The sequence below is a fragment of the Acidihalobacter prosperus genome (genome assembly GCF_000754095.2).
GTDB lineage: Bacteria > Pseudomonadota > Gammaproteobacteria > DSM-5130 > Acidihalobacteraceae > Acidihalobacter > Acidihalobacter prosperus.
Genome location: NZ_JQSG02000001.1, coordinates 128,558 through 151,551 on the forward strand (window position 1 = coordinate 128,558; position 22,994 = coordinate 151,551).

A 22,994-nucleotide genomic window follows, 5' to 3' on the forward strand; every position below is an offset into this window, starting at 1 on the left:
TCAGCTCGGGCCGTGTTCCAGCGGCAGGTGCTGTGCATTGCCCCAGTCCGACCAGGCGCCGGGGTAGCCCTTGACGTTGTTGTAGCCAAGGTGGCGCAGCAGCGCCCAGGTATGCGCTGAGCGGTGGTGCGTCTGGCAATAGCAGACGATTTCCTTGTCCGGCGTGACGCCCAGGGCTTCGAGTTCGCGTCGTAATTCGTCTTCCTCGCGGATGCGCAGGTTGCGGTTGCGGTCCATCGCCCGGGTCCACTCGAAATGCAGGGCGCCGGGGATGCGGCCGCCGCGCGCCGCGCGCACGTCGTGGCCGTGATATTCGGGTTGGGTTCGGGTGTCGAGAATCAGCACCTGCGCGTCGCCCAGGCGCGCGGCGATGTAGTCGCGGTCGGCGACCACGCCGCCGTGGTAGTGCGCCTGGTACTGCGTCGGCTCCGGGGCGACGGCGGTGGCTTCGAGCGGATGTCCTTCGTTGGCCCAGGCGTGCAGTCCGCCGTTGAGCATGCGATGGCCTTCCAGGCCGTAGGCGGCCAGCGTCCACAGCAGGCGCGCGGCCTTGCCGCCACCCTCGTCATCGTAGGCCACGATGTGCTTGCCGTCGGCAAAGCCGATGGCGGAGAGCAGGGCGCTCATGCGCGGCTCGTCGGGCAGCAGCCCGGCCACCGGTGGCCGGGCGTCGACGATGTCGGCGTATTCGACGTGGACCGCGCCCGGTATGTGCCCGGACGAGTAGATCTCCGCCTTGCACAGATCGACCACGATCAGCCCGGGGTCGCCGAGCAGTCGTTCCAGTGCGTCGGGTTCGATCATCAGCGGGGTATTTGCGGTCATCATGGATCTCCTGGCGTTTTCGCCGCCGGCGAGACGACCTGGGGCGGGAGGCCCGGTTGCGTCAGGTCCGGGGCGAGAAGGGTGTCGCACTGTTCCAGTGTGGGGTCCGCCTCGGGAAAATCCAAGGTGAAATGCAGCCCGCGGCTTTCGTGGCGCGCGAGGGCGGAAACGATGATCAGTTTGGCGACCAGGGCCAGATTGCGTAGCTCGACGAGGTTATTGCCGATGCGGAAGTGGCGGTAGTACTCGTCGATTTCGGCCAGCAGCAGGTCGACGCGGCTGAGTGCGCGCCGCAGCCGCTTGCTGCTGCGCACGATGCCGACGTAATCCCACATGAATCGTCTCAATTCCGCCCAGTTGTGGGTGACCACGATCTCCTCGTCGGAGTCGCTCACCTGGCTGTCGTCCCAGGACGGCAGCGCTCGCGTGGCAGGGTGCGACGATGCATGTCGCGCATGGATGTCGGCGGCGGCGGCCTTGGCGAAGATCAGGCATTCGAGCAGCGAATTGCTGGCCATGCGGTTGGCGCCGTGAAGGCCGGTGCAGGCGACTTCGCCGATGGCGTACAGACCCTCGATGTCGCTGCGCCCGTGCAGATCGGTGACCACGCCGCCGCAGGTGTAGTGGGCGGCCGGCACCACCGGGATCGGTTCCCTGGTCATATCGTAACCCAGCGACAGGCAGCGGGCGTGTATGTTGGGGAAATGTTCGCGGATGAAATCCGCAGGACGATGGCTGATGTCGAGATAGACGCAATCGATGCCCAGGCGTTTCATTTCATGATCGATGGCGCGTGCCACGATATCGCGCGGCGCGAGGTCGCCGCGTGGGTCGAATCGCTGCATGAAGCGTGTGCCGTCGGGCAGCTGCAGGCGCGCGCCCTCGCCGCGCAGGGCTTCGCTGATCAGAAATGCCTTGGCGCGGGGTTCGTAGAGCACGGTGGGATGGAACTGCATGAATTCCATGTTCGCCACACGGCAGCCGGCGCGCCAGGCCATGGCAATGCCGTCTCCCGAAGCGCCGTCCGGGTTGGAGGTGTAGAGGTAGACCTTGCTGGCGCCGCCGGTGGCCAGCACCACCGTGCGTGCGGCGATGGTGATCACGCGGTCGGAACTTCGATCGAGGACATAGGCTCCAAGAACCCGGTCGTCGCCGGCGGCGCCGAGCTTGCGCGCGGTGATCAGGTCCACCGCGATGTGATTTTCGAGCAGGCTGATGCCGTGGTGCTCGCGGGCTCGGGCGATCAGCGTGGTTTCGACGTCGCGGCCGGTGGCGTCGGCCGCGTGCACCACTCGACGGTGGCTGTGTCCGCCCTCGCGGGTGAGGTGGTATTCGCCGCTGCGTCCGGATTCGCTGCGGCGGGTGAATGGCACGCCGAGTTCGCTGAGCCAGCGGATCGCATCGGGCGCGCCCTCGACCGTCATGCGCACGGCATCGGGATGGTTGAGCCCGGCGCCGGCATCGAGCGTGTCGGCGGCATGGCTGTCGAAGGAATCGTGACGATCGAACACCGCGGAAATGCCACCCTGCGCGTAGAACGTGCAGCCTTCGTGCAGCGGGCCTTTGCTCATGACGGCGACGCGCAGGGTGTCGGCCAGTCTCAGCGCGGCGCTTAGACCCGCCGCGCCGCTGCCGATGATGAGGACGTCGTATTCCAGGTCTGTGCCTTGTGGGTGCGTCATAGAATCAGCTATTTTGTCACACTTTGTGGACCCGATGCGCAGGGCCTTGTTACGGAACCAGGAGGGGGACATGGACGGAATAACGAACCCCCGGGAAGGACTTTCCTGATGGAGCAAGGGGGTATTCCCGATGCGGAACTGGTGCGTCGTGTGCAGAGCGGGGACATGCGGGCCTTCGACCTGCTGGTGCGTAAATACCAGCACAAAATCCTCAACCTGATCGGGCGCTACGTCCATGAGCCTTCGGCCGCGCAGGACGTCGCGCAGGAGGCCTTCATCAAGGCATATCGCGGATTGGGAAACTTTCGCGGTGAAAGTGCGTTCTATACCTGGCTGTACAGGATCGCGATCAACACCGCAAAGAATCATCTGGTGGCTGAATCGCGGCGTTCGCCCGAATACGAGGTGAACGCGGAAGACGCCGAGCGCCTCGATGGCGAATCCGGATTGAAAGAATATGCAACTCCTGAAGGGGAATTGTTGTCTGAGGAAATAAGGCAGCGAGTTTTCAATGCGATTGAAACCCTGCCAGAGGATCTCAAGACCGCGATTACCCTGCGCGAGCTTGAGGGCATGAGCTACGAGGAGATCGCCCAGGTCATGGGATGTCCGATCGGGACGGTGCGCTCGCGGATATTCCGCGCGCGCGAGTCGATAGACCGCAGTCTGCGGCCGTTATTGGACTAGCGCCATGTGCCGGGTGAGTTTTGAGGTATGACTTGATAGTCGGCTCCGTTACCGCCGGCAGGACGAAAAACATGACGACGATGACGCATAAAGACGAGCAAATTTCGGCTCTCATGGACGGGGAAAGCAGCCGTTTCGAGATCCGCAGGTCCGTTGACCTGCTGCTGAGCGATGCCGATCTGCGCGAACGCTGGGGCCGCTATCATCTTATCGGCGACGTGCTGCGTCGCGATGTGAAGCAGATTGCCGCCGCGGACTTCAGCGCCGGCGTCATGGCGCGGCTGGCTGCCGAGCAGGACGAGGCCGTGTCGCCTCGGCGCGCGCAGTCGCGCTGGGCCAAGCCGCTGCTGGGGTTTGCCATGGCTGCCTCGGTGGCGGGCGCAATGGTGATCGGCCTGCAATCCATGATGGGTCCCGGCCAGATTGGCGGCGATCTGATGCAGCAGGCGCTGCCGGGCAACGGTTTCGAACGCGTGGCCGATGTCGAGCCGACTGCAGATCCGGGACATCACGTGCCGACCCAGCTGGAAAGCTACATGCGCATGAACAGCTATCTGCTAAGCCACGCCGAACAGACGGGTGGGCAGGGCATGATGCCTTACGTGCGCATGGTCAGCTACACGCCTGCCCGCTAGGCGACTTCAGGCGTGCGTGTCGCTTCGATTGCCGGCTTGCTCGGCGGGGTCTTTCTTTTGCCGCCGATCCAGGCCGGCGCCGCCACGGACGCGGCGCATGGGCTTTTTTCGCAGATGCGGCATGCGGCGCGCACGCTCGATTACCGCGGCATATTCGTCTACCAGAACGGCGCATCGCTCAGCACCCTCAAGGTCGAGCATGCCTGGCATGACGGCAAGGAATACGAGCGCCTCGTTTCCCAGGACGGCGCGCGTCGCGAGGTACTCGTCGACGGCGATCTGGTGACCTACGTGCGACCATCGACCAAGTCGGTGGTCATCATGCACCGGGATAGCCATTCCAGCTTGCCTGGGCGCTTCGCCTCGGACGCCCACGCAACGCCTTATTACCACCTCGAACTGGGTGCGACCAAGCGCATCGCGGGGCAAACCTGCCGCGTCCTCGTGCTCAAGCCGATCGACCGCTATCGCTATCAGCACCGCATGTGCGTCGATGTCGGCAACCATCTGCCGCTCGAATCCGAGGTGATCGACCGACAGGGAAACCCCGTCGAGCGGCTGTTGTTCACGGATATCAAGCTCGTGACGGGTCTCAAGCCGGCCGCCTTCAAGCCACCCGTACTCGGTCCTCAATATACCCTGCGCTGGGTCAAGACGCGTCAGGCCGGCGACGAGGCCAAGCATGACGGCAGCCGCTGGAGCTTCAAGCCTTCGGCGTTGCCGCCCGGATTCGTGCTGCGCGCCGCGCAGACCCGCCGTTTCAGCGCTAGCGGCGACCCGGTCCGGCATTTCGTACTGGGTGACGGCGTGGCGACGGTTTCGGTGTTCATCGCCACGCATGAGCATGCCGTGCATGCGGCCAGCAGCATGGAGCGTAGCGGTGCGCTGAATGTGCTGACCACGTCTTCTCACGGTGCTCTGGTAACCGTGATGGGCGAGGTGCCGCGCATCACCGTGCGCCGGATCGCCGGCGCACTGACGTATTCGAAGACGCGCTGAACCCCAGAGCCGGACGCCGGAGGCGACGGTGGCGGTCGTCTCCGATGGCGTTTTCCCGTCCCGATCTGCATAATTCGCTCCACTTCCCGGGGTATGCGGCGACGCGTCGTGCGTCTTTCACGCCCCGGCGCGCGAGGCGATTGGGATGGATATGAGGACGCTTACGCTGTATCACCGCGAAGGCTGCCACCTGTGCGAACAAATGGCACAGGTGCTGGCGTCTCTGGCGACGGAGCTGCGTTTCGAGGTCACTCGTGTCGATATCGACGCCGATCCGGCGCTGCGCGAGCGCTTCAATGAAAAAATACCGGTGCTGATGGTCGAGGATGACGTGGTGTGCTGCCATTTCCTCGACGAGAAGGCGCTGAGGCAGGCACTGACGGATGGCTAAGCCGCTCAAGAACATACGTAATTTCTCCATCATCGCGCATATCGATCACGGCAAGTCCACGCTGGCCGACCGGCTGATCCAGCTGTGCGGCGGCCTGAGCGAACGCGAAATGTCGGCGCAGGTGCTCGATTCGATGGACATCGAGCGCGAGCGCGGGATCACCATCAAGGCGCAGAGCGTATCCCTGGATTACAAGGCCGCCGACGGCGAGATCTACCAGCTCAACATCATCGATACGCCCGGTCACGTGGATTTCTCCTACGAGGTTTCCCGCTCGCTGGCTGCCTGCGAGGGTGCGCTGCTGGTGGTCGATGCGTCCCAGGGCGTCGAGGCGCAGAGCGTGGCCAACTGCTACACGGCCATCGATCAGGGGCTCGAAGTCGTGCCGGTACTCAACAAGATCGACCTGCCCGCGGCCGAACCGGAACGGGTGATCGACGAGATCGAGGAAATCATCGGCATCGAGGCGCACGACGCGCTGCGTATCAGCGCCAAGACCGGCGAGGGCGTGCCCGATCTGCTGGAACAGCTGGTGGCGCGCATTCCACCGCCGGAAGGCGACCGCGACGGCCCGCTGCAGGCGCTGATCATCGATTCCTGGTTCGACAACTACGTCGGCGTGGTGGCGCTGGTGCGCGTGGTGTCCGGCCGCCTCACCCCTCGCCAGCGTATTCAGGCGATGTCCACGGGGCGCCAGCACCAGGTCGACAAGGTCGGCACCTTCCGCCCCAAGCCCACGGTGACGGAAAGCCTGGAGGCGGGCGAGGTGGGCTACATGATCGCCAGCATCAAGGAGATCGACGGCGCCAAGGTGGGCGATACCCTGACCGGCATCGACAATCCCGCGCCGAAGCCGCTGCCTGGCTTCAAGGAAGTGCAGCCGCGCGTCTTCGCCGGCATCTTCCCGGTGGAGTCCGACGACTACGAGAATCTGCGCGAAGCCCTGGACAAGCTGCGTCTGAACGACGCCGCACTGGCCTACGAGCCGGAAACCTCGCAGGCGCTCGGTTTCGGTTTCCGTTGCGGTTTCCTCGGCATGCTGCATATGGAGATCGTGCAGGAGCGCCTGGAGCGCGAATACGACCTCGACCTCATCACCACGGCGCCGACCGTGGTCTACGAGGTGGAAACCACCAAGGGCGAAACGCTGCGCATCCACAACCCCAGCGATCTGCCGGCGGTGAACTATATCGGCGAAATCCGCGAGCCGATCATCAGCGCGAACATCCTGGTGCCGCAGGAGTTCGTCGGCCCGGTGATCAGCCTGTGCGTGGAAAAGCGCGGCGTGCAGACCAAGATGCTGTATCTCGGCAAGCAGGTCTCGCTGGCCTACGATATGCCGCTCAACGAGGTGGTGCTCGACTTCTTCGACCGTTTGAAGTCCGTCAGCCGCGGTTTCGCCTCGTTCGATTACCATTTCCAGCGCTTCCAGGCCGCGCCGCTGGTCAAGGTCGATATCCTGATCAACGGCGAGCGCGTGGACGCGCTGTCGCTTATCCTGCATCGCGACACGGCGCAGTCGCGCGGTCGCGACCTGACCGAGCGCATGAAGGAACTCATCCCGCGTCAGATGTTCGAAGTGGCGATCCAGGCGGCCATCGGCTCCCACATCATCGCCCGCTCCAGCGTCAAGGCGATGCGCAAGAACGTGCTGGCCAAATGCTACGGCGGCGACGTCTCGCGCAAGCGCAAGCTGCTGGAAAAACAGAAGGCCGGCAAGAAGCGCATGAAATCGGTCGGACGCGTGGAGATTCCCCAGGAAGCCTTCCTGGCCGTCCTGAAAGTCGATAAATAATCATGCAGAGCGAAGGCGGATGGCGGCAGCCGGTGCGCCACTGACATAGGAACCACTGATGAATTTTGACCTTGAGTTCGTGCTCGTCGTCGGCGTCTTCCTGACCGGCGTGATCTGGCTGCTGGATGCCCGCTGGTGGGGGCCGAAACGCCGCAAGCAGGCCTACGAGGCCGGTCTGCGCGGCGAGGTCGCCGGCGACAAGGATGGGGACAGCTCTCGCGCGCCCTGGTATGTGGAATACTCGCGCTCATTCTTCCCGGTGCTGCTCGCGGTGCTGCTGCTGCGCTCCTTCGTGGCAGAGCCCTTCCGCATTCCGTCGGGGTCGATGATGCCCACGTTGCTGGTCGGCGATTTCATCCTGGTCAACAAGTTCGACTACGGACTGAAGCTGCCTCTGATCCACACCAAGATTCTGCCCATCGGCGAGCCCCAGCGCGGCGACGTGGTTGTGTTCCGCTATCCGCGCGATCCCTCGGTGGATTACATCAAGCGCATCATCGGCCTGCCCGGCGATACCATCACCTACGACGGCAACAAGCTCTATATCAACGGCAAACTGGTGCCGACCAAGATCGTCGGCCGTTACGCCGGCGAGGGTCCCAATCATCTCATGGGCGGCGCCATCGTCGAGCAGGAGGATCTGCCTCGCCGCAACGGCAGCGTGGTGAAACACGATATCCTGATCATGCCGGGACGCCCCGTGCCGACCGGGAGCGTGGTGGTGCCCAAGGGCGAGTATTTCGTCATGGGCGACAACCGCGACGACAGCAACGACAGCCGCTATTGGGGATTCGTGCCGCAGAAGAATCTCGTCGGCCGCGCCTTCCTGATCTGGTTCAACTGGGATTTCCAGGACGGTCAGGTAGACTTTCACAGAATCGGCGATCTGATCCATTAAAATTATTCCGCGATCCGACGCCCCATCAGAAATATATGGCTGAACGTCAACGGAGGGTGTGAGCATGCAAGGCAGACGAAAGCAGCAGGGTGTCTCCATTGCGTCGATGTTGGTGGTCGCGGCGATTCTCGGCGTGTTGTTCGTGATCGGCGTGCGCCTGTTCCCGGTGTACATGGATTACTACAGCGTGCGTTCGATCATGAACGAAGTGGCGCATTCGCCGGGTATCGGCAAAAAGGATTATCTGCAGGTTTGGGACGCCATCAATACCCGCTTCGACATCAACAATATCGACGACGTCCACCGCGACGATTTCAAGATGAAAACCGTGGGCAACGAAACCACGATAACCATCAGCTACGTGGTGCGTCGGCACCTGCTGGCGAATATCGACGGTCTGATCATCTTCAAGCACTCGGTGCATTACGAGCACACCGGCAGCAGTGACTGAGGTCAATCCGCCCGACTGGTTGCCCGCCGAGCTGCGGGCCTCGCCGCTGTGTCTGCAGGCGCTGACCCACCGCAGCGTGGGCGGCTCGAACTACGAGCGCCTTGAGTTTCTCGGTGACGCCCTGCTCGGGTTGATCGTCGCCGAGTGGCTGTATGCCGCCTTGCCCAAGGCCAGCGAGGGCGAATTGAGCCGAGTGCGCGCCTCCCTGGTCAAGCGCGAGACCCTGGCCGGGATCGCGCGCGAGCGCGACCTCGGCGAGCGGCTTCGCCTGGGGCAGGGCGAACTCAAGAGCGGTGGTTTCCGCCGCGATTCCATTCTGGCCGACGTGGTCGAGGCCCTGATCGGCGCCCATTATCTGGTGCTCGGCTTTACGGCCACCCAGGACTTCGTGCGCCTGCTTTTCGGCGAGCGCTTCGAGCGCCTGCCGAGCGCCGAGAGCCTGAAGGATCCCAAGACGCGTCTGCAGGAACGTTTGCAGTCTACCGGCATGGCGCTGCCGATCTACGATATCGTCGAGGCCACCGGCGAACCCCATCAGCAGACGTTTCGGGTGCGTTGCGCGCTCGGCGGCGATAAGCTCGCGGTCGAGGCCGTCGGCAGCAGTCGACGCAAGGCGGAACAGGCCAGCGCCGAAGCGATGCTGGCCCTACTGAACGAACAGGAAGGAAAAAAGCGTGTCCGATGAGGCCCACCAGGTACTGCATGCCGGCCATGTCGCCATCGTCGGCCGGCCCAACGTGGGCAAGTCGACCCTGCTCAACCGATTGCTCGGACAAAAGCTGTCGATTACCGCGGACAAACCTCAGACGACGCGTCACCGCATTCTCGGCGTGCTCGATATGCCGCAGGGGCAGATCGCCCTGCTCGATACCCCGGGTATCCACCGTCTGCCCGGCAAGCGCGCGCTGAACCAGTCGCTCAACCGTGCCGCGCTCGGTGCCTTGGCCGAGGCGGACCTGGTCTGGTTCGTGGTCATGGCCGATCGCTGGGAGGACGAGGATGCCTATATCCTCGATGCGCTGCGCCGGGAGGCGCGGCCGGTGATGCTGGTGGTCAACAAGATCGATCGACTGAGCGACCGCGCGCGTCTGCTGCCCTTCCTGCAGAAAATGCAGGCGCTGTACGCGTTCGTCGAAATGTTTCCCGTGTCGGCGCTCAAGGGCGACAACGCCGATCGCCTGGCCGAAACCAGCCTGCGCTATCTGCCGGTGGTGGAGGCGAAGCCCTTCGCGGAAGACCAGCTCACCGACCGCAGCCTGCGCTTCGTCAGTGCCGAATTCATCCGCGAGCAGGTCATGCGCAGCCTGGGCGATGAGGTGCCCTATGCGGCGGCGGTGACCATCGACCGTTTCGAGGAGGGCGATAAGCTGACGCGCATCGCGGCGACCATCTGGGTCGAACGCGACGGCCAGAAGGCCATTGTGATCGGGCGAGGCGGCGAGCGGCTCAAGGCTATCGGCAGCCAGGCGCGCAAGTCTCTCGAGACGTTGCTCGATACCCGGGTATTCCTGGAGCTTTGGGTCAAGGTTAGGGCCGGATGGCAGGACGACCCGCGCTTACTGCAACAGCTGGAGATGGACGAGGCGCGGTGGCCGAAAACCTGAGTGCGGAAGGCTACGTGCTGCATGCGCGCAGCTACCGCGAAACCAGCCTGCTGGTCGAGATCGTCACCCTGGAGCATGGCCGCGAAGGCGTGGTCGCCCGCGGCGCGCGTAGCCGCCGCGGCGAGGCGGCAGCCAGGTTACAGCCGTTTCGCCGCCTGCACCTCGGCTGGCGCGCGCAGGGCGATCTGGGCACCCTGACCGGCGTCGAGGAACTGGATTGCCATCGCCTGCCGCCGGCCGTCGTCGGCGTGGGGCTGTACCTCAACGAACTGCTGATGCGCCTGTTGCCGCGCCACCAGGAAGTCCCGGACATCTACGAGGCCTACGCCGCCGCGCTGCGCTCACTGACGGCCGAACTGCCGGTCGAACCGGTGTTGCGCAGCTTCGAGCTGCGTCTGTTGGCCGGGCTGGGCTACGCGCCTGCGCTGGACCGCGAGGCCGATACCGGCGCGGATCTCGATCCGGCACGATACTACCGCCTGTTGCCGGAGCACGGTCCGGTGGCTGCGACGTCCGGCGCGACCGGCGCGGTGAGCGGCGCGGCGCTGCTCGCGATGGCGCGCGAGGACTGGTCGGACCCGGAAACACTCGCCGCGGCCAAGCGCGTCCTGCGCAGCGCCCTGGAGGCCCAGCTCGGTCCGCGGGGCCTGCGCACGCGGAGCCTGCTCGGCGGCTTGGCACGTTACCGCAGAATGGCCGAGAATGAGCGGCCTACCGACCGCTCGGACGATTGAGCACACCCATTCCCGGACAGGCAAGCACATGAAACTCGGCGTCAACATCGACCACGTGGCCACCCTGCGGCAGGCGCGCGGTACACCTTATCCCGACCTCACGCAGGCGATCGCGGCCGTCGAGCGCGGCGGCGCCGACGCGATCACGCTGCATCTGCGCGAGGATCGGCGGCACATTCAGGATGCCGACGTGTTCGGCATCCACGATCATGTGACCACGCGCGTCAACCTGGAAATGGCGGCCACCGACGAGATGGTGGAGATCGCCTGCCGGGTGGGACCGGCCGACTGCTGCATCGTGCCCGAACGGCGCGAGGAACTGACCACCGAGGGCGGGCTCGACGTGACCGGCATGCAGACGCGCCTGCGCGAGGCCTGCGCGCGCCTGGCCGGTGCCGGGGTGCGTGTGTCGCTGTTCGTCGAACCCGACGTCGCCATGCTGCCGGCGATCGTCTCCACCGGCGCACCGGTGATCGAGCTGCATACCGGGCGTTACGCCAATCTGCCGCCCGGCGCGGCGCGCGATGCCGAGCTGGAACGCTTGCGCCGGATGAGTGCCGAGGCGCATGCGGCGGGTATTCAGGTCAACGCCGGGCATGGTCTGGATTACGACAATGTCGACCCCGTGGCCGCCATTCCGGAGCTGGTGGAGCTCAATATCGGTCATTCCATCGTCTGTCGCGCGCTGTTCGTGGGGCTGGAGCAGGCGACCGAGGAGATGAAGGCGCTGATGCTGGCGGCGCGCGCCTAGTGGCCATCCGCGGCATCGGCGTGGATCTGGTGAGGGTGGCGCGGCTGGAGCGGCTGCATGCGCGCTACGGCGAGCGTCTCGCGGAACGCGTATTGCATCCAGACGAACGCCCGGGTCTTGCCGAGGCGCCGGAACCGGCGCGTTATCTCGCCAAGCGCTTCGCCGCCAAGGAGGCGGGCAGCAAGGCGCTCGGTACCGGCTTCGCGCTCGGCGTGAGGCTGCGCGATCTGCGGGTGGCGCACGACGACCTGGGCAAACCGGCGCTGGTGCTGAGCGGCGTCGCCGCCGAACGCGCGGCGGCACTGGGGGTGACCGGCTGCCATCTGTCGCTCAGCGACGAACACGAACACGTCATCGCGCTGGTGGTGCTCGAAGGCGCGTGAGGAACGGATCGAGGAGAGAGGCATGGAATACCCCACGATAGAGCAGTTCGTCGGCAACACGCCGCTGGTGCGCCTGCAACGCCTGCCCGGCGAGACCAGCAATGTCATCCTGGTCAAGCTCGAAGGCAACAACCCGGCCGGTTCGGTCAAGGACCGCCCGGCCCTGAGCATGATCCGGCATGCCGAGGAACGCGGCGAGATCAAGCCCGGCGACACCCTGATCGAGGCGACCAGCGGCAACACCGGTATCGCCCTGGCCATGGCGGCGGCGATCCGCGGCTACCGCATGGTGCTGATCATGCCCGACAACATGAGCGCGGAGCGCCGCGCCACCATGAAGGCCTTCGGCGCCGAGATCGTGCTGGTCACGCGCGCCGAGGGCATGGAAGCCGCCCGCGACCTCGCCCTGAGCATGCAGGCCGAGGGCAAGGGGCGGGTGCTCGACCAGTTCTCCAACCCCGACAACCCGCTCGCGCATTACGAAGGCACCGGCCCGGAGATCTGGCGCGACACGCACGGCGAGATCACGCATTTCGTCAGTTCCATGGGCACCACCGGCACCATCATGGGCAACTCCGCCTACCTCAAGACGCAGAACCCCGGGATCGAGGTCATCGGCGTGCAGCCGCAGGAAGGCGCGAGCATCCCCGGCATCCGCCGCTGGCCGCAGGCCTACCTGCCCAAGATCTTCGAGCCGGCGCGGGTCGACCGCGTCATCGACGTCTCGCAGGAGGCCGCGGAAACGACCATGCGCCGGCTGGCCGCGGAGGAGGGCATCTTCTGCGGCGTTTCCTCCGGCGGTGCGGTGGCGGCGGCGCTGCAGGTCTCGGCCGAGGTGGAGAACGCGACCATCGTCTCCATCGTCTGCGACCGCGGCGACCGCTACATCTCCACGGGGGTGTTCCCCGCGTGAACGTGATGGTGTTCGACATCGAGACGGTGCCCGACGTCGACGGCGGGCGCCGCGTGTACGGGCTAGACGGGCTGTCCGACGCTGATGTCGCCCAGGCCATGTACCAGCTGCGCATGGCCAAGACCGGCGGGGACTTTCTCGCCCATCACCTGCACCGCATCGTCGCCATCTCGGTGGTGTTCCGCCACGCAGACCAGCTCAAGGTCTGGTCGCTGGGCGATCTCGATTCCGACGAGTCCGAGTTGCTGCGTCGCTTCTTCGACGGCCTCGACCGCTACACGCCCACCCTGGTGTCGTGGAACGGCGGCGGTTTCGATCTGCCGGTGATCCACTACCGCGCGCTGCGCCACGGCGTGTCCGCGCCGCGCTACTGGGAGGTCGGCGAAGACGACCGCGAGTTCCGCTTCAACAATTACCTGAACCGCTTCCACTGGCTGCACACCGACCTCATGGACGTGCTGTCCGGCTACCAGGGTCGCGCCGTCGCGCCGCTCGACGAGGTGGCCACGCTGCTCGGTCTGCCCGGCAAGATGGGCATGAGCGGGGCCAAGGTCTGGGACGCCTATCAGGCCGGCGATCTCGCCAGCATCCGCGACTACTGCGAAACCGACGTGCTCAACACCTATCTCGTCTATCTGCGCTTCGAATACCTGCGCGGGCATCTCGGTGCAGAGGCCTACGCGGCCGAACAGGGGCGCGTGCGCGACCTGCTCGGTACGGCCGAGGCCGCGCACCTGCAGGAATTTCTCAAGGCCTGGGACGCGAACGGAGCGGATTGAGCGTGGCGCGCAGAAACAACCGGCGCCGCGGCCCGCCGCGGGCCCCGGCCGAACTGTCCATCGAATCGCTGGCCCAGGACGGGCGCGGCGTCGCACGGCTCGACGGCAAGGCCGTGTTTGTGGCCGGCGGGTTGCCCGGCGAGCGCGTGCGCGCCGCCTTCACGCAGACCCATCGCGACTACGACGAGGCCGAGGCGGAGGCGGTGCTCACGGCCTCGCCCGAACGGGTCGATCCGCGCTGCCCGCACTACGGCGTCTGCGGCGGCTGCAGCCTGCAGCACCTCGCCCCCGAGGCGCAGATCGCCGCCAAACAGCGCGCCCTGCTGGAAGCCCTGTCGCGCATCGGCGGCGTCGCGCCGGAACACGTGCTGGAGCCGCTCACCGCGCCGGTGTGGGGTTATCGGCGCAAGGCGCGACTGGGCGTGCGCTACGTCGCCAAGAAGGGGCGGGTGCTGATCGGGTTCCGCGAACGCCAGGGACGCCTGCTGGCCGACCTCGCGCGTTGCGAGGTGCTGGTGCCCGAGGTGGGCGAGCGCTTCGGCGAACTGGCGGCGCTGATCGAGGGCCTGAGCGTACGCGAGCAGATCCCGCAGATCGAGGTCATGGCGGGCGACGGGGCGATCAGTCTGGTGTTTCGCCACCTCGAACCCCTGAACGACGACGACCGCGCCCGATTGACCGCCTTTGCGCAGGACACGGGCCTGTTCGTCGCCCTGCAGCCGGGCGGGCCCGATACCATCGTCCCGTTGTGGCCGCAAGCGCAGCCGCTCAGCTACGCACAGCCGGATTTCGGCACCCACGTGAACTTCCGTCCGGGCGATTTCATCCAGGTCAACGCCGGGATCAACCGCCAGATGGTCGTGCGCGCCCTTGAACTGCTCGACGTGCGGCCGGACATGGACGTGCTGGAGCTGTTCAGCGGCCTGGGCAATTTCACTCTGCCGCTGCTCGCCCGCGGGGCGCGGGTGGTGGCCGTCGAAGTCGACCCCGCGATGACCGAGCGCGCCGCGCGCAACGCGATCGCGAACAGTCTTGCCGGCGCCGAGCAGCACGCCGCCGACCTGTTCGCGCCAGACCCCAAGGCGCCCTGGCTCGCCCGCCGCTACGACCGCGTGCTGCTCGACCCGCCGCGCTCCGGTGCGCGCGAGATGCTGCCGTACATCGCTCGTCTGGCGCCGGCGCGCATCGTCTACGTCTCCTGCGATCCGGCCACCCTCGCGCGCGATGCCGGGGAGTTGGCGAAGGTTCACGGCTACCGTCTCGAAGCGGCCGGCGTCATGGACATGTTCCCGCATACCGCCCACGTCGAGTCCATCGCCCTGTTCGTGCGTCCCGGCGCCTGACAGCTTGCTAGCGGATTCTCGCCTCTACTGGCTTTGCTGCGGGTGCATCTTCGCGATGTTGTCGGGACCTCCTTAGGTCAGTGAATGCATGGACCCCGTAGACGCCATTGCCGAACGCCGTATCCGCGAGGCGCTCGAACGCGGCGAACTGGACGATCTGCCCGGTGCGGGCCGTCCGCTGAATCTGGACGACGACGCTCATGTGCCACCGGAACTGCGCGCGGCTTATCGTCTGCTCAAGAATGCCGGTTTCCTGCCGCCGGAGGTCGAACTGCGCCGCGAGATCGGCGAGGCTCAGGGGCTCATCGATGCCGCGACCGGACCCGGGGAACGCGATCGGGCGCAGCGTCGCTTGGAGCTGCTGCACCTGCGCCTGCGGCTGCGCGGCGATTCAGGGCGTGATCCGCGATTGGACGAGGCCTACCGCGAGGCGGTGCAAGTGCGTCTCGACCGTTGCGGGAGCGGGGGCTGAGGCGGCTTTGTTCGATCCTGGATGTCGGGCAGTGGTATGCGTCGATGGTGCCTGCCGCGGCTTATCCCGTCACGGGGCTCGTAGCCGTTTCGGCTTCGGCAGGGTCCTTGGGCACCATCAGCAGGGTCCGGGTGCCGATACCCCAATCGGTTGCTCGCCACTGCTCGATGGGCAGGGTGAGGGTATAGGCGCCAGCGGTCGGCAGGTTGTCGAGCCGGTCGCCGGTCAATGCGTTTGCCAGCATCGTCAGGCCGGGATTGTGACCGACAATCAGCAGATGCGCATCCTCATCGGCCTGCCCGCGGAGGATCGTGAGCAGCGTCTGCACGCCGGCTTCGTAGATGCGCGGCTCCCAGAGGATGCGCGCGTGCGGGTAGGCGAGCGCATCGGCGACTGCTTCCGCCGTGGCGCGCGCGCGTAGCGCCGGGCTGCTGACGATGCGCGTGGGTTGAAGACCGCGCCGGGCGAGCCGGCGCCCCATGTTGGGGGCGTCGGTTCGTCCGCGACCATTGAGCGGACGCTCGAAATCGCCGAGATCGGGCCGTTTCCAGCTCGACTTGGCATGACGCAACAGCGTGAGTGTCTTCATGGTCGGCAGGCGCGCGCGGGTGATGCGTTACAGGAAGTCGGGCAGATGCTGACGCAGATGCAGGCCGTCAAAGGCGGTCAGATCCTTGGGTATCTCGCTGCTCACCTTGCCGCGCAGCGAACCGCCCATGCATTCGCGCAGGCGGCCGAGGAAGGCCGGTGCGGCGGCGATGTGCAGACGTTCGCAGGGCGTGTTGCGCATGACTTCGGCGAGCCTGTCGCAGACCATGCGTGCGAAGCGCATGGCCTCTTCGGATTTGGGGTCGACCCGGGGTGCCATGGCATGGCGGCTCTGGCCACTGGTGTCGTGCGCGCGGCCGGCCTTGTCGCTGAGCATGTCGCGGGCTTTCAGGCGCGCCTCGCTGTCGACCCAGGCGGCCTGCTCGACGAGCTTGCCGTTGCGGGAGGAGGAGCAGAAAAGGCGGGCGCGGCCGGCGTTGGCGACGAGAACCCAGATAGGATTGATCATATGCGTTGACCTCGCTGTGAGTGAAGGTGAACTGCATGGGGGGAATACCCCAAGATCAATTGAAGATGATGCGCCGCAGCGGGGCAAGGCCGATTCCGACGGGCGGCGGGGCGTCCGGTCTGCCGTCCCGCCGCGGGGTCGTCAGGAGGCGCTCGGCGGCAACATCTCGGCCGCGGCCTGAACGCCGGGCGACTTGCAGACCTTGGCGGGTTGCTGGCCGGTGGTCTGGCAGATCGCGGCGGTGATGAGATTGGCCTGTGGCATCACCACGCGCGACAGCATGCCCTTGGGATTGGCCAGCTTTTCCGCTATCTGAGCCCAGTCGAGCTTGGCATAGAGATCGGGGTTGACCGGTGCCCCGAGCAGCAGCCATCGGCCGCCGATGTAGAGGAAGGGGATACCATTGGGATGGGCGGTATAGGGCTCGGCATCGAACTCCTGGAACAGCTTGGCCGGCTGCCCCTTGAGCGGATCGAGCGGGTGCCCGAGCCGGTCGGCGGTTTCGACCGGGACGAAGTCCACGTGGCGGCTGCTGTACTGCGCCTTGGCGAAGGTGACGGTGGTGGTGTCGGGATACACGTCCTTGGGGCTGGAGCGCATGGTACGCAGGCCCTGGAAGTCGCCGAAGCGCATCAGCGCGATGGTCAGCGGCCAGCGCAGCGCGGCGCAGAAGGGGCAGTAGTCGGCGCCAACGTAGAGTACGGTGCTCTTGCCGGCAGCCTGACCCGGGTTGGGGCCCTTGATTGCCTGCATGGAGGTGAAATCGGGGGCGCGGGTGGCGGCCAGGCCCTCCTGCGAGGCCTTTTGCAGGTTTTTGACGATGCCCGGTTCGAGCGGCTGGTCGAGCGTGGCATCGGCTCTTGGCGGCATCAGGCTGCCCGCATGGGCGGAAAGAGCGGCGAGCAGCGGCAGGGCAGCGAGGGCGGCCGACCGGAGCGGCGAGAGGGTTCTGGATTGGCGCATGAAGCTTTGGCTCCCTTATCGGAAAAGTGCGTGAAACGGAATGACGTCCACCGTGGCCCCGGCGGCCATTGGGCCGGCATCGCGGGGCAGTCGGATCAGGCAGTTGGCGCGGCTCATGCCGCTCAGTATATGCGACGACTGCAGCCCGGAGGTCTCGACTTCCAATGTGCCGTCGGGTCGCTGCGTGAGCACGCCACGCTGAAAATCCGTGCGCCCCGGGTTCTTGCGTAGCGCCGAGCGGGCGGTCGCGCGCAGGATCAACGGCGCAGCGTAGGATTCGCCGCGCAGACGGCGCAGCGCGGGCGCAACGAACAGGGCGAAGGTCACCATCACCGCGACGGGGTTGCCTGGCAGGCCGAAGAACCAGGCATTGTCCACGCGCCCGAAATTCAGAGGCCGCCCCGGTTTCATGGCGATCTTCCAGAATTGCGCGGCACCGTGTTCGCGCAGCACGCGGGTGACATGATCGGCGGCGCCCACCGAGGCACCGCCGCTGGTGACAATCAGGTCGGCCTGCGCCGCGGCTTGCGCCATCACGCGCCGGGTGGCGGCCTCGTCGTCGGGAATGCGGCCGAGGTCGGTGGCTTCGACACCGGTTTCGCGCAGCAGGCCATGGAGCGTATGGCGGTTGCTGTCGTAGATTTCGCCCTCGCCGAGCGCTTCGCCGGCGCTGCGCAGTTCGTCGCCGGTGGAAAAATAGGCCACGCGAGGCAGGCGGCGCACGTCGACCTCGGTCAGACCCAGCGAGGCGAGCAGGCCCAGCTCGGCGCTGCCGACGCGGTGCCCGGCCGGAAGCACCGTGCTGCCGGCCGCGATGTCCTCGCCGGCTTGACGCACGTTGGCGCCCGCAGCAGGCGCCTGCTCGACGCGGATGCGCTCGCCCTCCACGCGCACATGTTCCTGCTGGACCACCGTATCGGCGTCGCGAGGCATGACGCCGCCGGTCATCACACGCACGCATTCCCCGGGGCCGATGTCGCCGCGGTAGGGGTGGCCGGCGAAGGCCTCGCCCACGATGCGGAAGGCTGTGCCCATGGCGAGTTCGTCTGCGCGCAGGGCATAGCCGTCCATGGCCGAGTTGGCGTGCGGCGGCACGTCGATCGGCGCGGAGACAGGTTGTGCCAGCACCCGCCCGAGGGCGCCGTGCAGGTCGACGCGCTGCGCGCCCTCAAGCGGTTGCACCGTCTCCAGCACACGGGCCAGTGCCGCCTCCACCGTCAGCGCCTCGGGATCGGTTTCGTCGCAACTGCTGGGAATGCTCATCGGTTTCTCCTTGCCTGCGTCAGCCCGCCAGACAGTGGCGAACGACGAATTCGGCCACGGTGTCGGGCGTGTCGATATCCAGCTGCGGCAGTCGCGTGTCCAGCCGGGTGTCTCTGACCACGGCGATGATATCCGGATCGTCCGGGTACAGCAGCGGCTTGCCCACGGCGGCGCGGTGGACTTCGATCTTGGGGAAGTGTTCGTGCTTGAAACCCTCGACCAGCACCAGATCGGCCCGTGCGGGATCGAGGTGGGCGAGCAGTTCGGCGAGTTCGGGCTCGCGCTCGTCGGGCGATTCCACCATCAGCGCCCAGCGTCGGCGCGAGGCGATCAGCATCTGCTCGGCGCCGGCCTTGCGCAGGGTATGGCTGTCCTTGCCGGGCTGGTCGATGTCGAAATCGTGGTGCGCGTGCTTGATCATGGCCACGCGCAGGCCGCGTGCGCGCAGCAGCGGCAGCAGGCGCGCCAGCAGCGTGGTCTTGCCGCTGCCGCTCCAGGCGGCGAAGCCGAGCACCGGTCGGGGATACGAAAATGCGGACATGCGATCGGGTCTGCGGGTGTGAAGGCCTGCGGATGATCGCGTAAGCCGCGGCTCGGGGCAACGTCGATGCTATGCTTTAACCCGTCCTCGACTCGGGAGCAGCACTTTGAAGCGCCTCCATGCGCTGGTTTTGCTGATTTTCGGCCTTGCGCTGCCGCCGGTCGCTGCCGCCGCATCCCAGGGGCTGGCCGTGATGCTGTCGCTCGACGGTCGGCTCGACACGGCCAGCGTGTCGCACCTGCGGCATGAGCTTGCCGTGGCCCGCGACCGCGATGCCGTTCTTGTCGTGCTCACTCTGAACGCGCGCGGCATCGTGGCGGAGGCGGCGAGCCAAGCCATCGAGGCGATACTGCATTCGCCGGTGCCCGTCGCCTGTCTGGCCTATCCGTCCGGTACGCGCCTTGCGGCAGACGCAACGCGTCTGCTGTCCGCCTGCGGGGTGGCGGCGATGGCGCCGGGCACCCGCCTGGATCTGGCGGCCTCGACCCAGGCATTGCGTCCCTTGGCGGATCGCAATGGTCGAATGGTCGACTGGCAACAGATCGACGTTCATGCGGGCAAGGATCTGACCGCCGCCGAAGCCCAGCATGCACGCCTCGTGGATCTGCTGGCGACCGGCCCGGAGGCGCTGCTGCTCGCGCTCGACGGGCACCGCGTGCGCAGCCATGCCGGCTGGCAGGTGTTGCATACGGACAACCTGCGTCTCGTGCACGACAATCCGGGGGAGAAGGAGGGCATCATGGCGTGGATCAGCGATCCCAACGTGGCATTTCTGCTGCTGCTCATCGGTTTCTACGGCATCGTCTTCGAGCTCGCCGGTCCGGGGCTCATCCTGCCGGGTACCCTCGGCGCGGTATCCCTGATCCTGGCACTGATCGCCTTGCAGGACATGCCGATCAACTATCTGGGCATGGGGCTGATGCTGGTCGGCATTGCGATGATGGTGGGCGAGAGCTTCGTCGCCCTGTTCGCGGTGCTCGGGCTTGCCGGCGTGGTCGTGTTCACGGCCGGGTCGCTGCTTATGTTCGATACGCACGACATCCGCGTCTCCCTGCCCATGATCGGCGCCACGGCGGCGGTTTCGGCCGGATTTTTCCTGTGGCTGATCGGCCGTCTGCTGCGCCTGCGGCGGCGCGGCGCGGTCAGCGGCCGCGAGGCCATGATCGGCGCCCGAGGCGTGGTCGCGGAGGATTTTGCCGGAACCGGGCACATCCATGTCAACGGCGAACTCTGGCGCGCGCGCTGCGACGCCGCATTGCAGCGCGGCCAGCATGTGCGCATTACGGCGATCGACGGCCTTGAACTTACGGTAATTCCTGAGGAGAAATGAATATGTATATGATTATTCCGGTATTATTGGTTCTTGGTATCGCCTTCGCGTCGATACGCGTGGTGCCCGAATACCAGCGCGGCGTGGTGTTCTTCCTGGGGCGCTTTCAGGCCGTCAAGGGGCCGGGACTGATTTTCGTCATCCCCGTCATCCAGCAGGTGGTGCGCGTGGATCTGCGCGTCATCACCATGGACGTGCCCAGCCAGGACGTCATCTCGCGCGACAACGTCACGGTCAAGGTCAACGCCGTGCTGTACTTCCGCGTGGTCGACGCGGAAAAGGCGATCATCCAGGTGGAGAACTATTACATGGCGACCAGTCAGCTCGCGCAGACCACGCTGCGTTCCGTGCTCGGCAAGCACGAGCTGGACGAGATGCTGGCCGAGCGCGACCGCCTCAACAGCGACATCCAGGAGATCCTCGACGAGCAGACCTCCTCCTGGGGCATCAAGGTGACCAACGTCGAGCTCAAGCAGGTCGAGCTGGACGAGAGCATGGTGCGCGCCATCTCGCGCCAGGCCGAGGCCGAGCGCGAGCGCCGCGCCAAGGTGATCAACGCCGAGGGCGAGCTGCAGGCCTCGCAGACCCTGCTGCAGGCTGCCAGCGTCATCGCGCAGAATCCGCAGGCGCTGCAGTTGCGCTATCTGCAGACGGTCAGCGACATGTCCACGCGCAACAGCTCCACTATCCTGTTCCCGTTGCCCATGGACCTGTTCAAGCCGATGATGCAGGCCGTTTCGCCGGGCAAGGGCGCCGCGGACAACGATGCCGGCTGACGCTGCCGAAGCAGCACCCTGGCGCGGCCAGATCGAGGCCTTTCTGGACGCCCTGTGGGCCGAGCGGGGTCTGTCGGACCACACCCTGACCGCCTACCGCCACGATCTCGAAGGCCTGGCGCGCGCGCTCGACCGGCAGGGGCTCGGCCTGCTGCAGGCGCGCCGCGAACACCTGCTCGACTATCTCAGCAGTCGGCTGGCGGCGGGCGGCAGCCCGCGTTCCAGCGCACGCCTGCTGTCGACCCTGCGCCGCTTCTACCGCCAGATGCAGCGCGACGGCCGCATTGCCGGCGATCCCACCGCCGAGATCGACCCGCCGCGGCTCGGCCGGCCGCTGCCGGACGCGCTTTCCGAGGCGGATGTGGAGCATCTGCTGGCCGCCCCGGCGGTATCCACGCCCGAAGGCCTGCGCGACCGCGCCATGCTGGAGCTGCTGTACGCCACCGGCCTGCGCGTGTCCGAGCTGGTGGGGCTGGTCGAATCGCGACTCAACCTCAGACACGGCGTGGTACGGGTGATCGGCAAGGGCTCGCGCGAGCGCCTGGTGCCGGTGGGCGACGAGGCCTCCGCCTGGGTCGAGCGCTATCTGGCCGAGGCGCGGCCCGAGCTGATGAAGGGCCACGGCGTCAGTACGGCGCTGTTCGTCACCCGCCGCGGCGGACCGATGACGCGGCAGGCCTTCTGGTATCTCATCCGCCGCCACGCCCGCCATGCCGGGATCGACAAGCACCTCTCGCCGCACACCCTGCGCCACGCCTTCGCCACGCATCTGCTCAACCACGGCGCCGATCTGCGCGTGGTGCAGATGCTGCTCGGCCACAGCGACCTCTCCACCACCCAGATCTACACCCACGTCGCCAAGGCCCGTCTGCAGGCCCTGCATGCCGCGCATCACCCGCGCGGCTGATATGCTATCCGCCTGCGATTTCCTCATCCCGGAAACTTCATGTCCCTCATTTCGAAACGCCTGTTCGTCTCGACCCTCGCCTGCTGTCTGCTGATGCCCGCCGCGGCACTGGCCGATGCCGGCAAGACCGCCGCCGACGGCGCCAAGGCCCTGCGCCAGCGCCTCGTCAAGCTCATCCCAGGCCAAGCGCCGGATGCCGTCGAGCCGACGCCGATTCCCGGCCTGTTTCAGGTCCGCTATGGGCTCAAGGTGTTCTATCTCACCGGCAACGGCCGCTACCTGATCCAGGGCCAGCTCGTCGATCTCAAGGACCGTCAGAACCTCACCGACACCAGCCTGGACAAGGCCCGCCTCGGTCTGATCGACGCGTTGCCGGCGAGCAGCTTCATCGAGTACCGCCCCAAGGGCAAGGCACGCTATACCATCAGCGTGTTCAGCGACGTCGACTGCCCCTACTGCCGGGCGCTGCACGCCGAGGTGCCGGCGCTCAACCGCAAGGGCGTGGCCGTGCGCTATCTCTTCTTCCCGCGCAGCGGTCCGGATACGCCGTCGTACTACACCGCCGTCAGCGCCTGGTGCGCCAAGGATCGGCAGACCGCCTTCACCCGCGCCATGGAAGGCAAGGCCATCCCCAAGGCCACCTGCGCCAACCCGGTCAAGCGCGACTTCGATCTCGGCGTGCGTTTCGGCGTCGAAGGCACCCCCACCATCGTCCTGCAGAACGGCCAGGTCCTCCCCGGTTACCTGCCGGTGGACAAGCTGATGCAGGCGATCAAGGACGCCTCGGCGAGCTAGGGTCGAACGCGTCTGCCTGA

General features: G+C 66.3%; 27 protein-coding genes. 20 read left to right on the forward strand and 7 right to left on the reverse strand.

From position 1 onward, the window contains the following. A complete protein-coding gene (locus tag THPRO_RS00625; RefSeq protein ID WP_201786909.1) occupies positions 1-825 on the reverse strand; it encodes a sulfurtransferase in 825 nt (274 codons plus the stop codon). After that, on the reverse strand, positions 825-2,507 hold the full coding sequence (gene nadB / locus THPRO_RS00630) for an L-aspartate oxidase (RefSeq protein WP_052064079.1): 1,683 nt from the start codon (positions 2,505-2,507) through the stop codon (positions 825-827). Before nadB ends, THPRO_RS00625 begins: the two co-directional genes overlap by 1 nt. 108 nt (positions 2,508-2,615) lie before the next feature. Between nadB and rpoE the strand changes: the two genes are divergently transcribed. From rpoE to THPRO_RS00710, 16 genes are all read left to right on the forward strand, one after another. Further along, a complete protein-coding gene (rpoE, locus tag THPRO_RS00635) occupies positions 2,616-3,194 on the forward strand; it encodes an RNA polymerase sigma factor RpoE (RefSeq protein ID WP_038087360.1) in 579 nt (192 codons plus the stop codon). A gap of 71 nt (positions 3,195-3,265) precedes the next feature. After that, the gene (locus THPRO_RS00640; RefSeq protein WP_082954335.1) at positions 3,266-3,829 is read left to right on the forward strand and encodes a sigma-E factor negative regulatory protein; all 564 of its coding nucleotides are present in this window, start codon (positions 3,266-3,268) and stop codon (positions 3,827-3,829) included. A gap of 12 nt (positions 3,830-3,841) precedes the next feature. Then, positions 3,842-4,828, forward strand: coding sequence for a MucB/RseB C-terminal domain-containing protein (locus tag THPRO_RS00645; protein ID WP_038087358.1), 987 nt, complete (start codon positions 3,842-3,844; stop codon positions 4,826-4,828). A 151-nt stretch (positions 4,829-4,979) separates the two neighbouring features. Then, a complete protein-coding gene (locus THPRO_RS00650; protein ID WP_038087639.1) occupies positions 4,980-5,219 on the forward strand; it encodes a glutaredoxin family protein in 240 nt (79 codons plus the stop codon). Continuing rightward, entirely contained in the window at positions 5,212-7,014 is a 1,803-nt protein-coding gene (gene lepA, locus THPRO_RS00655) for a translation elongation factor 4 (RefSeq protein WP_038087355.1), read from the forward strand. Before THPRO_RS00650 ends, lepA begins: the two co-directional genes overlap by 8 nt. A gap of 58 nt (positions 7,015-7,072) precedes the next feature. After that, entirely contained in the window at positions 7,073-7,912 is an 840-nt protein-coding gene (gene lepB / locus THPRO_RS00660) for a signal peptidase I (RefSeq protein WP_038087352.1), read from the forward strand. A gap of 64 nt (positions 7,913-7,976) precedes the next feature. Next, on the forward strand, positions 7,977-8,363 hold the full coding sequence (locus tag THPRO_RS00665) for a DUF4845 domain-containing protein (protein WP_082954336.1): 387 nt from the start codon (positions 7,977-7,979) through the stop codon (positions 8,361-8,363). Then, a complete protein-coding gene (rnc, locus tag THPRO_RS00670) occupies positions 8,356-9,048 on the forward strand; it encodes a ribonuclease III (RefSeq protein WP_038087345.1) in 693 nt (230 codons plus the stop codon). Before THPRO_RS00665 ends, rnc begins: the two co-directional genes overlap by 8 nt. After that, complete coding sequence (gene era, locus THPRO_RS00675) at positions 9,038-9,967, forward strand: GTPase Era (RefSeq protein ID WP_038087342.1); 930 nt, start codon at positions 9,038-9,040, stop codon at positions 9,965-9,967. Before rnc ends, era begins: the two co-directional genes overlap by 11 nt. Further along, positions 9,952-10,701 carry a DNA repair protein RecO gene (gene recO, locus THPRO_RS00680; RefSeq protein WP_052064077.1) on the forward strand — a complete coding sequence of 250 codons (750 nt, stop codon included), beginning with the start codon at positions 9,952-9,954 and terminating at the stop codon, positions 10,699-10,701. The genes era and recO overlap by 16 nt, the downstream gene beginning before the upstream one ends. Before the next feature lie 28 nt (positions 10,702-10,729). Further along, positions 10,730-11,452 carry a pyridoxine 5'-phosphate synthase gene (gene pdxJ, locus THPRO_RS00685; RefSeq protein ID WP_038087341.1) on the forward strand — a complete coding sequence of 241 codons (723 nt, stop codon included), beginning with the start codon at positions 10,730-10,732 and terminating at the stop codon, positions 11,450-11,452. Beyond that, positions 11,452-11,835, forward strand: coding sequence for a holo-ACP synthase (gene acpS / locus THPRO_RS00690; RefSeq protein ID WP_065089069.1), 384 nt, complete (start codon positions 11,452-11,454; stop codon positions 11,833-11,835). Before pdxJ ends, acpS begins: the two co-directional genes overlap by 1 nt. A 22-nt stretch (positions 11,836-11,857) precedes the next feature. Further along, positions 11,858-12,748 carry a cysteine synthase CysM gene (gene cysM, locus THPRO_RS00695; protein WP_038087338.1) on the forward strand — a complete coding sequence of 297 codons (891 nt, stop codon included), beginning with the start codon at positions 11,858-11,860 and terminating at the stop codon, positions 12,746-12,748. Between the two features lie 5 nt (positions 12,749-12,753). Further along, the gene (locus THPRO_RS00700; RefSeq protein WP_201786930.1) at positions 12,754-13,527 is read left to right on the forward strand and encodes a 3'-5' exonuclease; all 774 of its coding nucleotides are present in this window, start codon (positions 12,754-12,756) and stop codon (positions 13,525-13,527) included. A gap of 2 nt (positions 13,528-13,529) precedes the next feature. Beyond that, a complete protein-coding gene (gene rlmD, locus THPRO_RS00705; RefSeq protein ID WP_065089070.1) occupies positions 13,530-14,870 on the forward strand; it encodes a 23S rRNA (uracil(1939)-C(5))-methyltransferase RlmD in 1,341 nt (446 codons plus the stop codon). A gap of 88 nt (positions 14,871-14,958) precedes the next feature. After that, the gene (locus THPRO_RS00710) at positions 14,959-15,342 is read left to right on the forward strand and encodes a DnaJ family domain-containing protein (RefSeq protein ID WP_038087334.1); all 384 of its coding nucleotides are present in this window, start codon (positions 14,959-14,961) and stop codon (positions 15,340-15,342) included. A 61-nt stretch (positions 15,343-15,403) separates the two neighbouring features. Here the strand turns inward: THPRO_RS00710 and THPRO_RS00715 are convergent, their stop codons facing one another. From THPRO_RS00715 to mobB, 5 genes are all read right to left on the reverse strand, one after another. Next, positions 15,404-15,931 (reverse strand): SixA phosphatase family protein, encoded by a 528-nt coding sequence (locus THPRO_RS00715; protein WP_052064076.1) that lies wholly within the window; start codon positions 15,929-15,931, stop codon positions 15,404-15,406. A 27-nt stretch (positions 15,932-15,958) separates the two neighbouring features. Beyond that, positions 15,959-16,399, reverse strand: a complete 441-nt coding sequence (locus THPRO_RS00720; protein WP_082954338.1) for a host attachment protein — start codon at positions 16,397-16,399, stop codon at positions 15,959-15,961. A 141-nt stretch (positions 16,400-16,540) separates the two neighbouring features. Beyond that, positions 16,541-17,362 (reverse strand): DUF929 family protein, encoded by an 822-nt coding sequence (locus THPRO_RS00725; RefSeq protein ID WP_038087331.1) that lies wholly within the window; start codon positions 17,360-17,362, stop codon positions 16,541-16,543. Positions 17,363-17,377: 15 nt separating this feature from the next. Beyond that, positions 17,378-18,625, reverse strand: coding sequence for a molybdopterin molybdotransferase MoeA (moeA, locus tag THPRO_RS00730; RefSeq protein ID WP_038087326.1), 1,248 nt, complete (start codon positions 18,623-18,625; stop codon positions 17,378-17,380). 19 nt (positions 18,626-18,644) lie between these two features. Then, complete coding sequence (gene mobB, locus THPRO_RS00735) at positions 18,645-19,166, reverse strand: molybdopterin-guanine dinucleotide biosynthesis protein B (RefSeq protein ID WP_038087323.1); 522 nt, start codon at positions 19,164-19,166, stop codon at positions 18,645-18,647. Between the two features lie 106 nt (positions 19,167-19,272). Here mobB and THPRO_RS00740 point away from each other — a divergent pair, with 106 nt between their 5' ends. The 4 genes from THPRO_RS00740 to THPRO_RS00755 are packed head-to-tail and all read left to right on the forward strand — an operon-like array spanning position 19,273 to position 22,974. Further along, positions 19,273-20,496, forward strand: coding sequence for an NfeD family protein (locus tag THPRO_RS00740; protein ID WP_038087318.1), 1,224 nt, complete (start codon positions 19,273-19,275; stop codon positions 20,494-20,496). A 2-nt stretch (positions 20,497-20,498) separates the two neighbouring features. After that, positions 20,499-21,272: a slipin family protein gene (locus tag THPRO_RS00745; RefSeq protein WP_407922432.1), complete on the forward strand. Its 774-nt coding sequence runs from the start codon at positions 20,499-20,501 to the stop codon at positions 21,270-21,272. Beyond that, positions 21,262-22,179 (forward strand): site-specific tyrosine recombinase XerD, encoded by a 918-nt coding sequence (gene xerD, locus THPRO_RS00750; RefSeq protein WP_052064073.1) that lies wholly within the window; start codon positions 21,262-21,264, stop codon positions 22,177-22,179. The genes THPRO_RS00745 and xerD overlap by 11 nt, the downstream gene beginning before the upstream one ends. Before the next feature lie 39 nt (positions 22,180-22,218). After that, positions 22,219-22,974 (forward strand): DsbC family protein, encoded by a 756-nt coding sequence (locus THPRO_RS00755; protein ID WP_038087314.1) that lies wholly within the window; start codon positions 22,219-22,221, stop codon positions 22,972-22,974. The last annotated feature ends 20 nt before the right edge of the window (positions 22,975-22,994 follow it).

Coding starts and splice junctions, on each gene's coding strand:
- THPRO_RS00625 (WP_201786909.1), bottom strand. CDS start 825: ATGACCGCAAATACCCCGCTGATGATCGAACCCGACGCACTGGAACGA.
- nadB (WP_052064079.1), bottom strand. CDS start 2,507: ATGACGCACCCACAAGGCACAGACCTGGAATACGACGTCCTCATCATC.
- rpoE (WP_038087360.1), top strand. CDS start 2,616: ATGGAGCAAGGGGGTATTCCCGATGCGGAACTGGTGCGTCGTGTGCAG.
- THPRO_RS00640 (WP_082954335.1), top strand. CDS start 3,266: ATGACGACGATGACGCATAAAGACGAGCAAATTTCGGCTCTCATGGAC.
- THPRO_RS00650 (WP_038087639.1), top strand. CDS start 4,980: ATGAGGACGCTTACGCTGTATCACCGCGAAGGCTGCCACCTGTGCGAA.
- lepA (WP_038087355.1), top strand. CDS start 5,212: ATGGCTAAGCCGCTCAAGAACATACGTAATTTCTCCATCATCGCGCAT.
- lepB (WP_038087352.1), top strand. CDS start 7,073: ATGAATTTTGACCTTGAGTTCGTGCTCGTCGTCGGCGTCTTCCTGACC.
- THPRO_RS00665 (WP_082954336.1), top strand. CDS start 7,977: ATGCAAGGCAGACGAAAGCAGCAGGGTGTCTCCATTGCGTCGATGTTG.
- pdxJ (WP_038087341.1), top strand. CDS start 10,730: ATGAAACTCGGCGTCAACATCGACCACGTGGCCACCCTGCGGCAGGCG.
- cysM (WP_038087338.1), top strand. CDS start 11,858: ATGGAATACCCCACGATAGAGCAGTTCGTCGGCAACACGCCGCTGGTG.
- THPRO_RS00700 (WP_201786930.1), top strand. CDS start 12,754: ATGGTGTTCGACATCGAGACGGTGCCCGACGTCGACGGCGGGCGCCGC.
- THPRO_RS00710 (WP_038087334.1), top strand. CDS start 14,959: ATGGACCCCGTAGACGCCATTGCCGAACGCCGTATCCGCGAGGCGCTC.
- THPRO_RS00715 (WP_052064076.1), bottom strand. CDS start 15,931: ATGAAGACACTCACGCTGTTGCGTCATGCCAAGTCGAGCTGGAAACGG.
- THPRO_RS00720 (WP_082954338.1), bottom strand. CDS start 16,399: ATGATCAATCCTATCTGGGTTCTCGTCGCCAACGCCGGCCGCGCCCGC.
- THPRO_RS00725 (WP_038087331.1), bottom strand. CDS start 17,362: ATGCGCCAATCCAGAACCCTCTCGCCGCTCCGGTCGGCCGCCCTCGCT.
- moeA (WP_038087326.1), bottom strand. CDS start 18,625: ATGAGCATTCCCAGCAGTTGCGACGAAACCGATCCCGAGGCGCTGACG.
- mobB (WP_038087323.1), bottom strand. CDS start 19,166: ATGTCCGCATTTTCGTATCCCCGACCGGTGCTCGGCTTCGCCGCCTGG.
- THPRO_RS00745 (WP_407922432.1), top strand. CDS start 20,499: ATGTATATGATTATTCCGGTATTATTGGTTCTTGGTATCGCCTTCGCG.
- xerD (WP_052064073.1), top strand. CDS start 21,262: ATGCCGGCTGACGCTGCCGAAGCAGCACCCTGGCGCGGCCAGATCGAG.
- THPRO_RS00755 (WP_038087314.1), top strand. CDS start 22,219: ATGTCCCTCATTTCGAAACGCCTGTTCGTCTCGACCCTCGCCTGCTGT.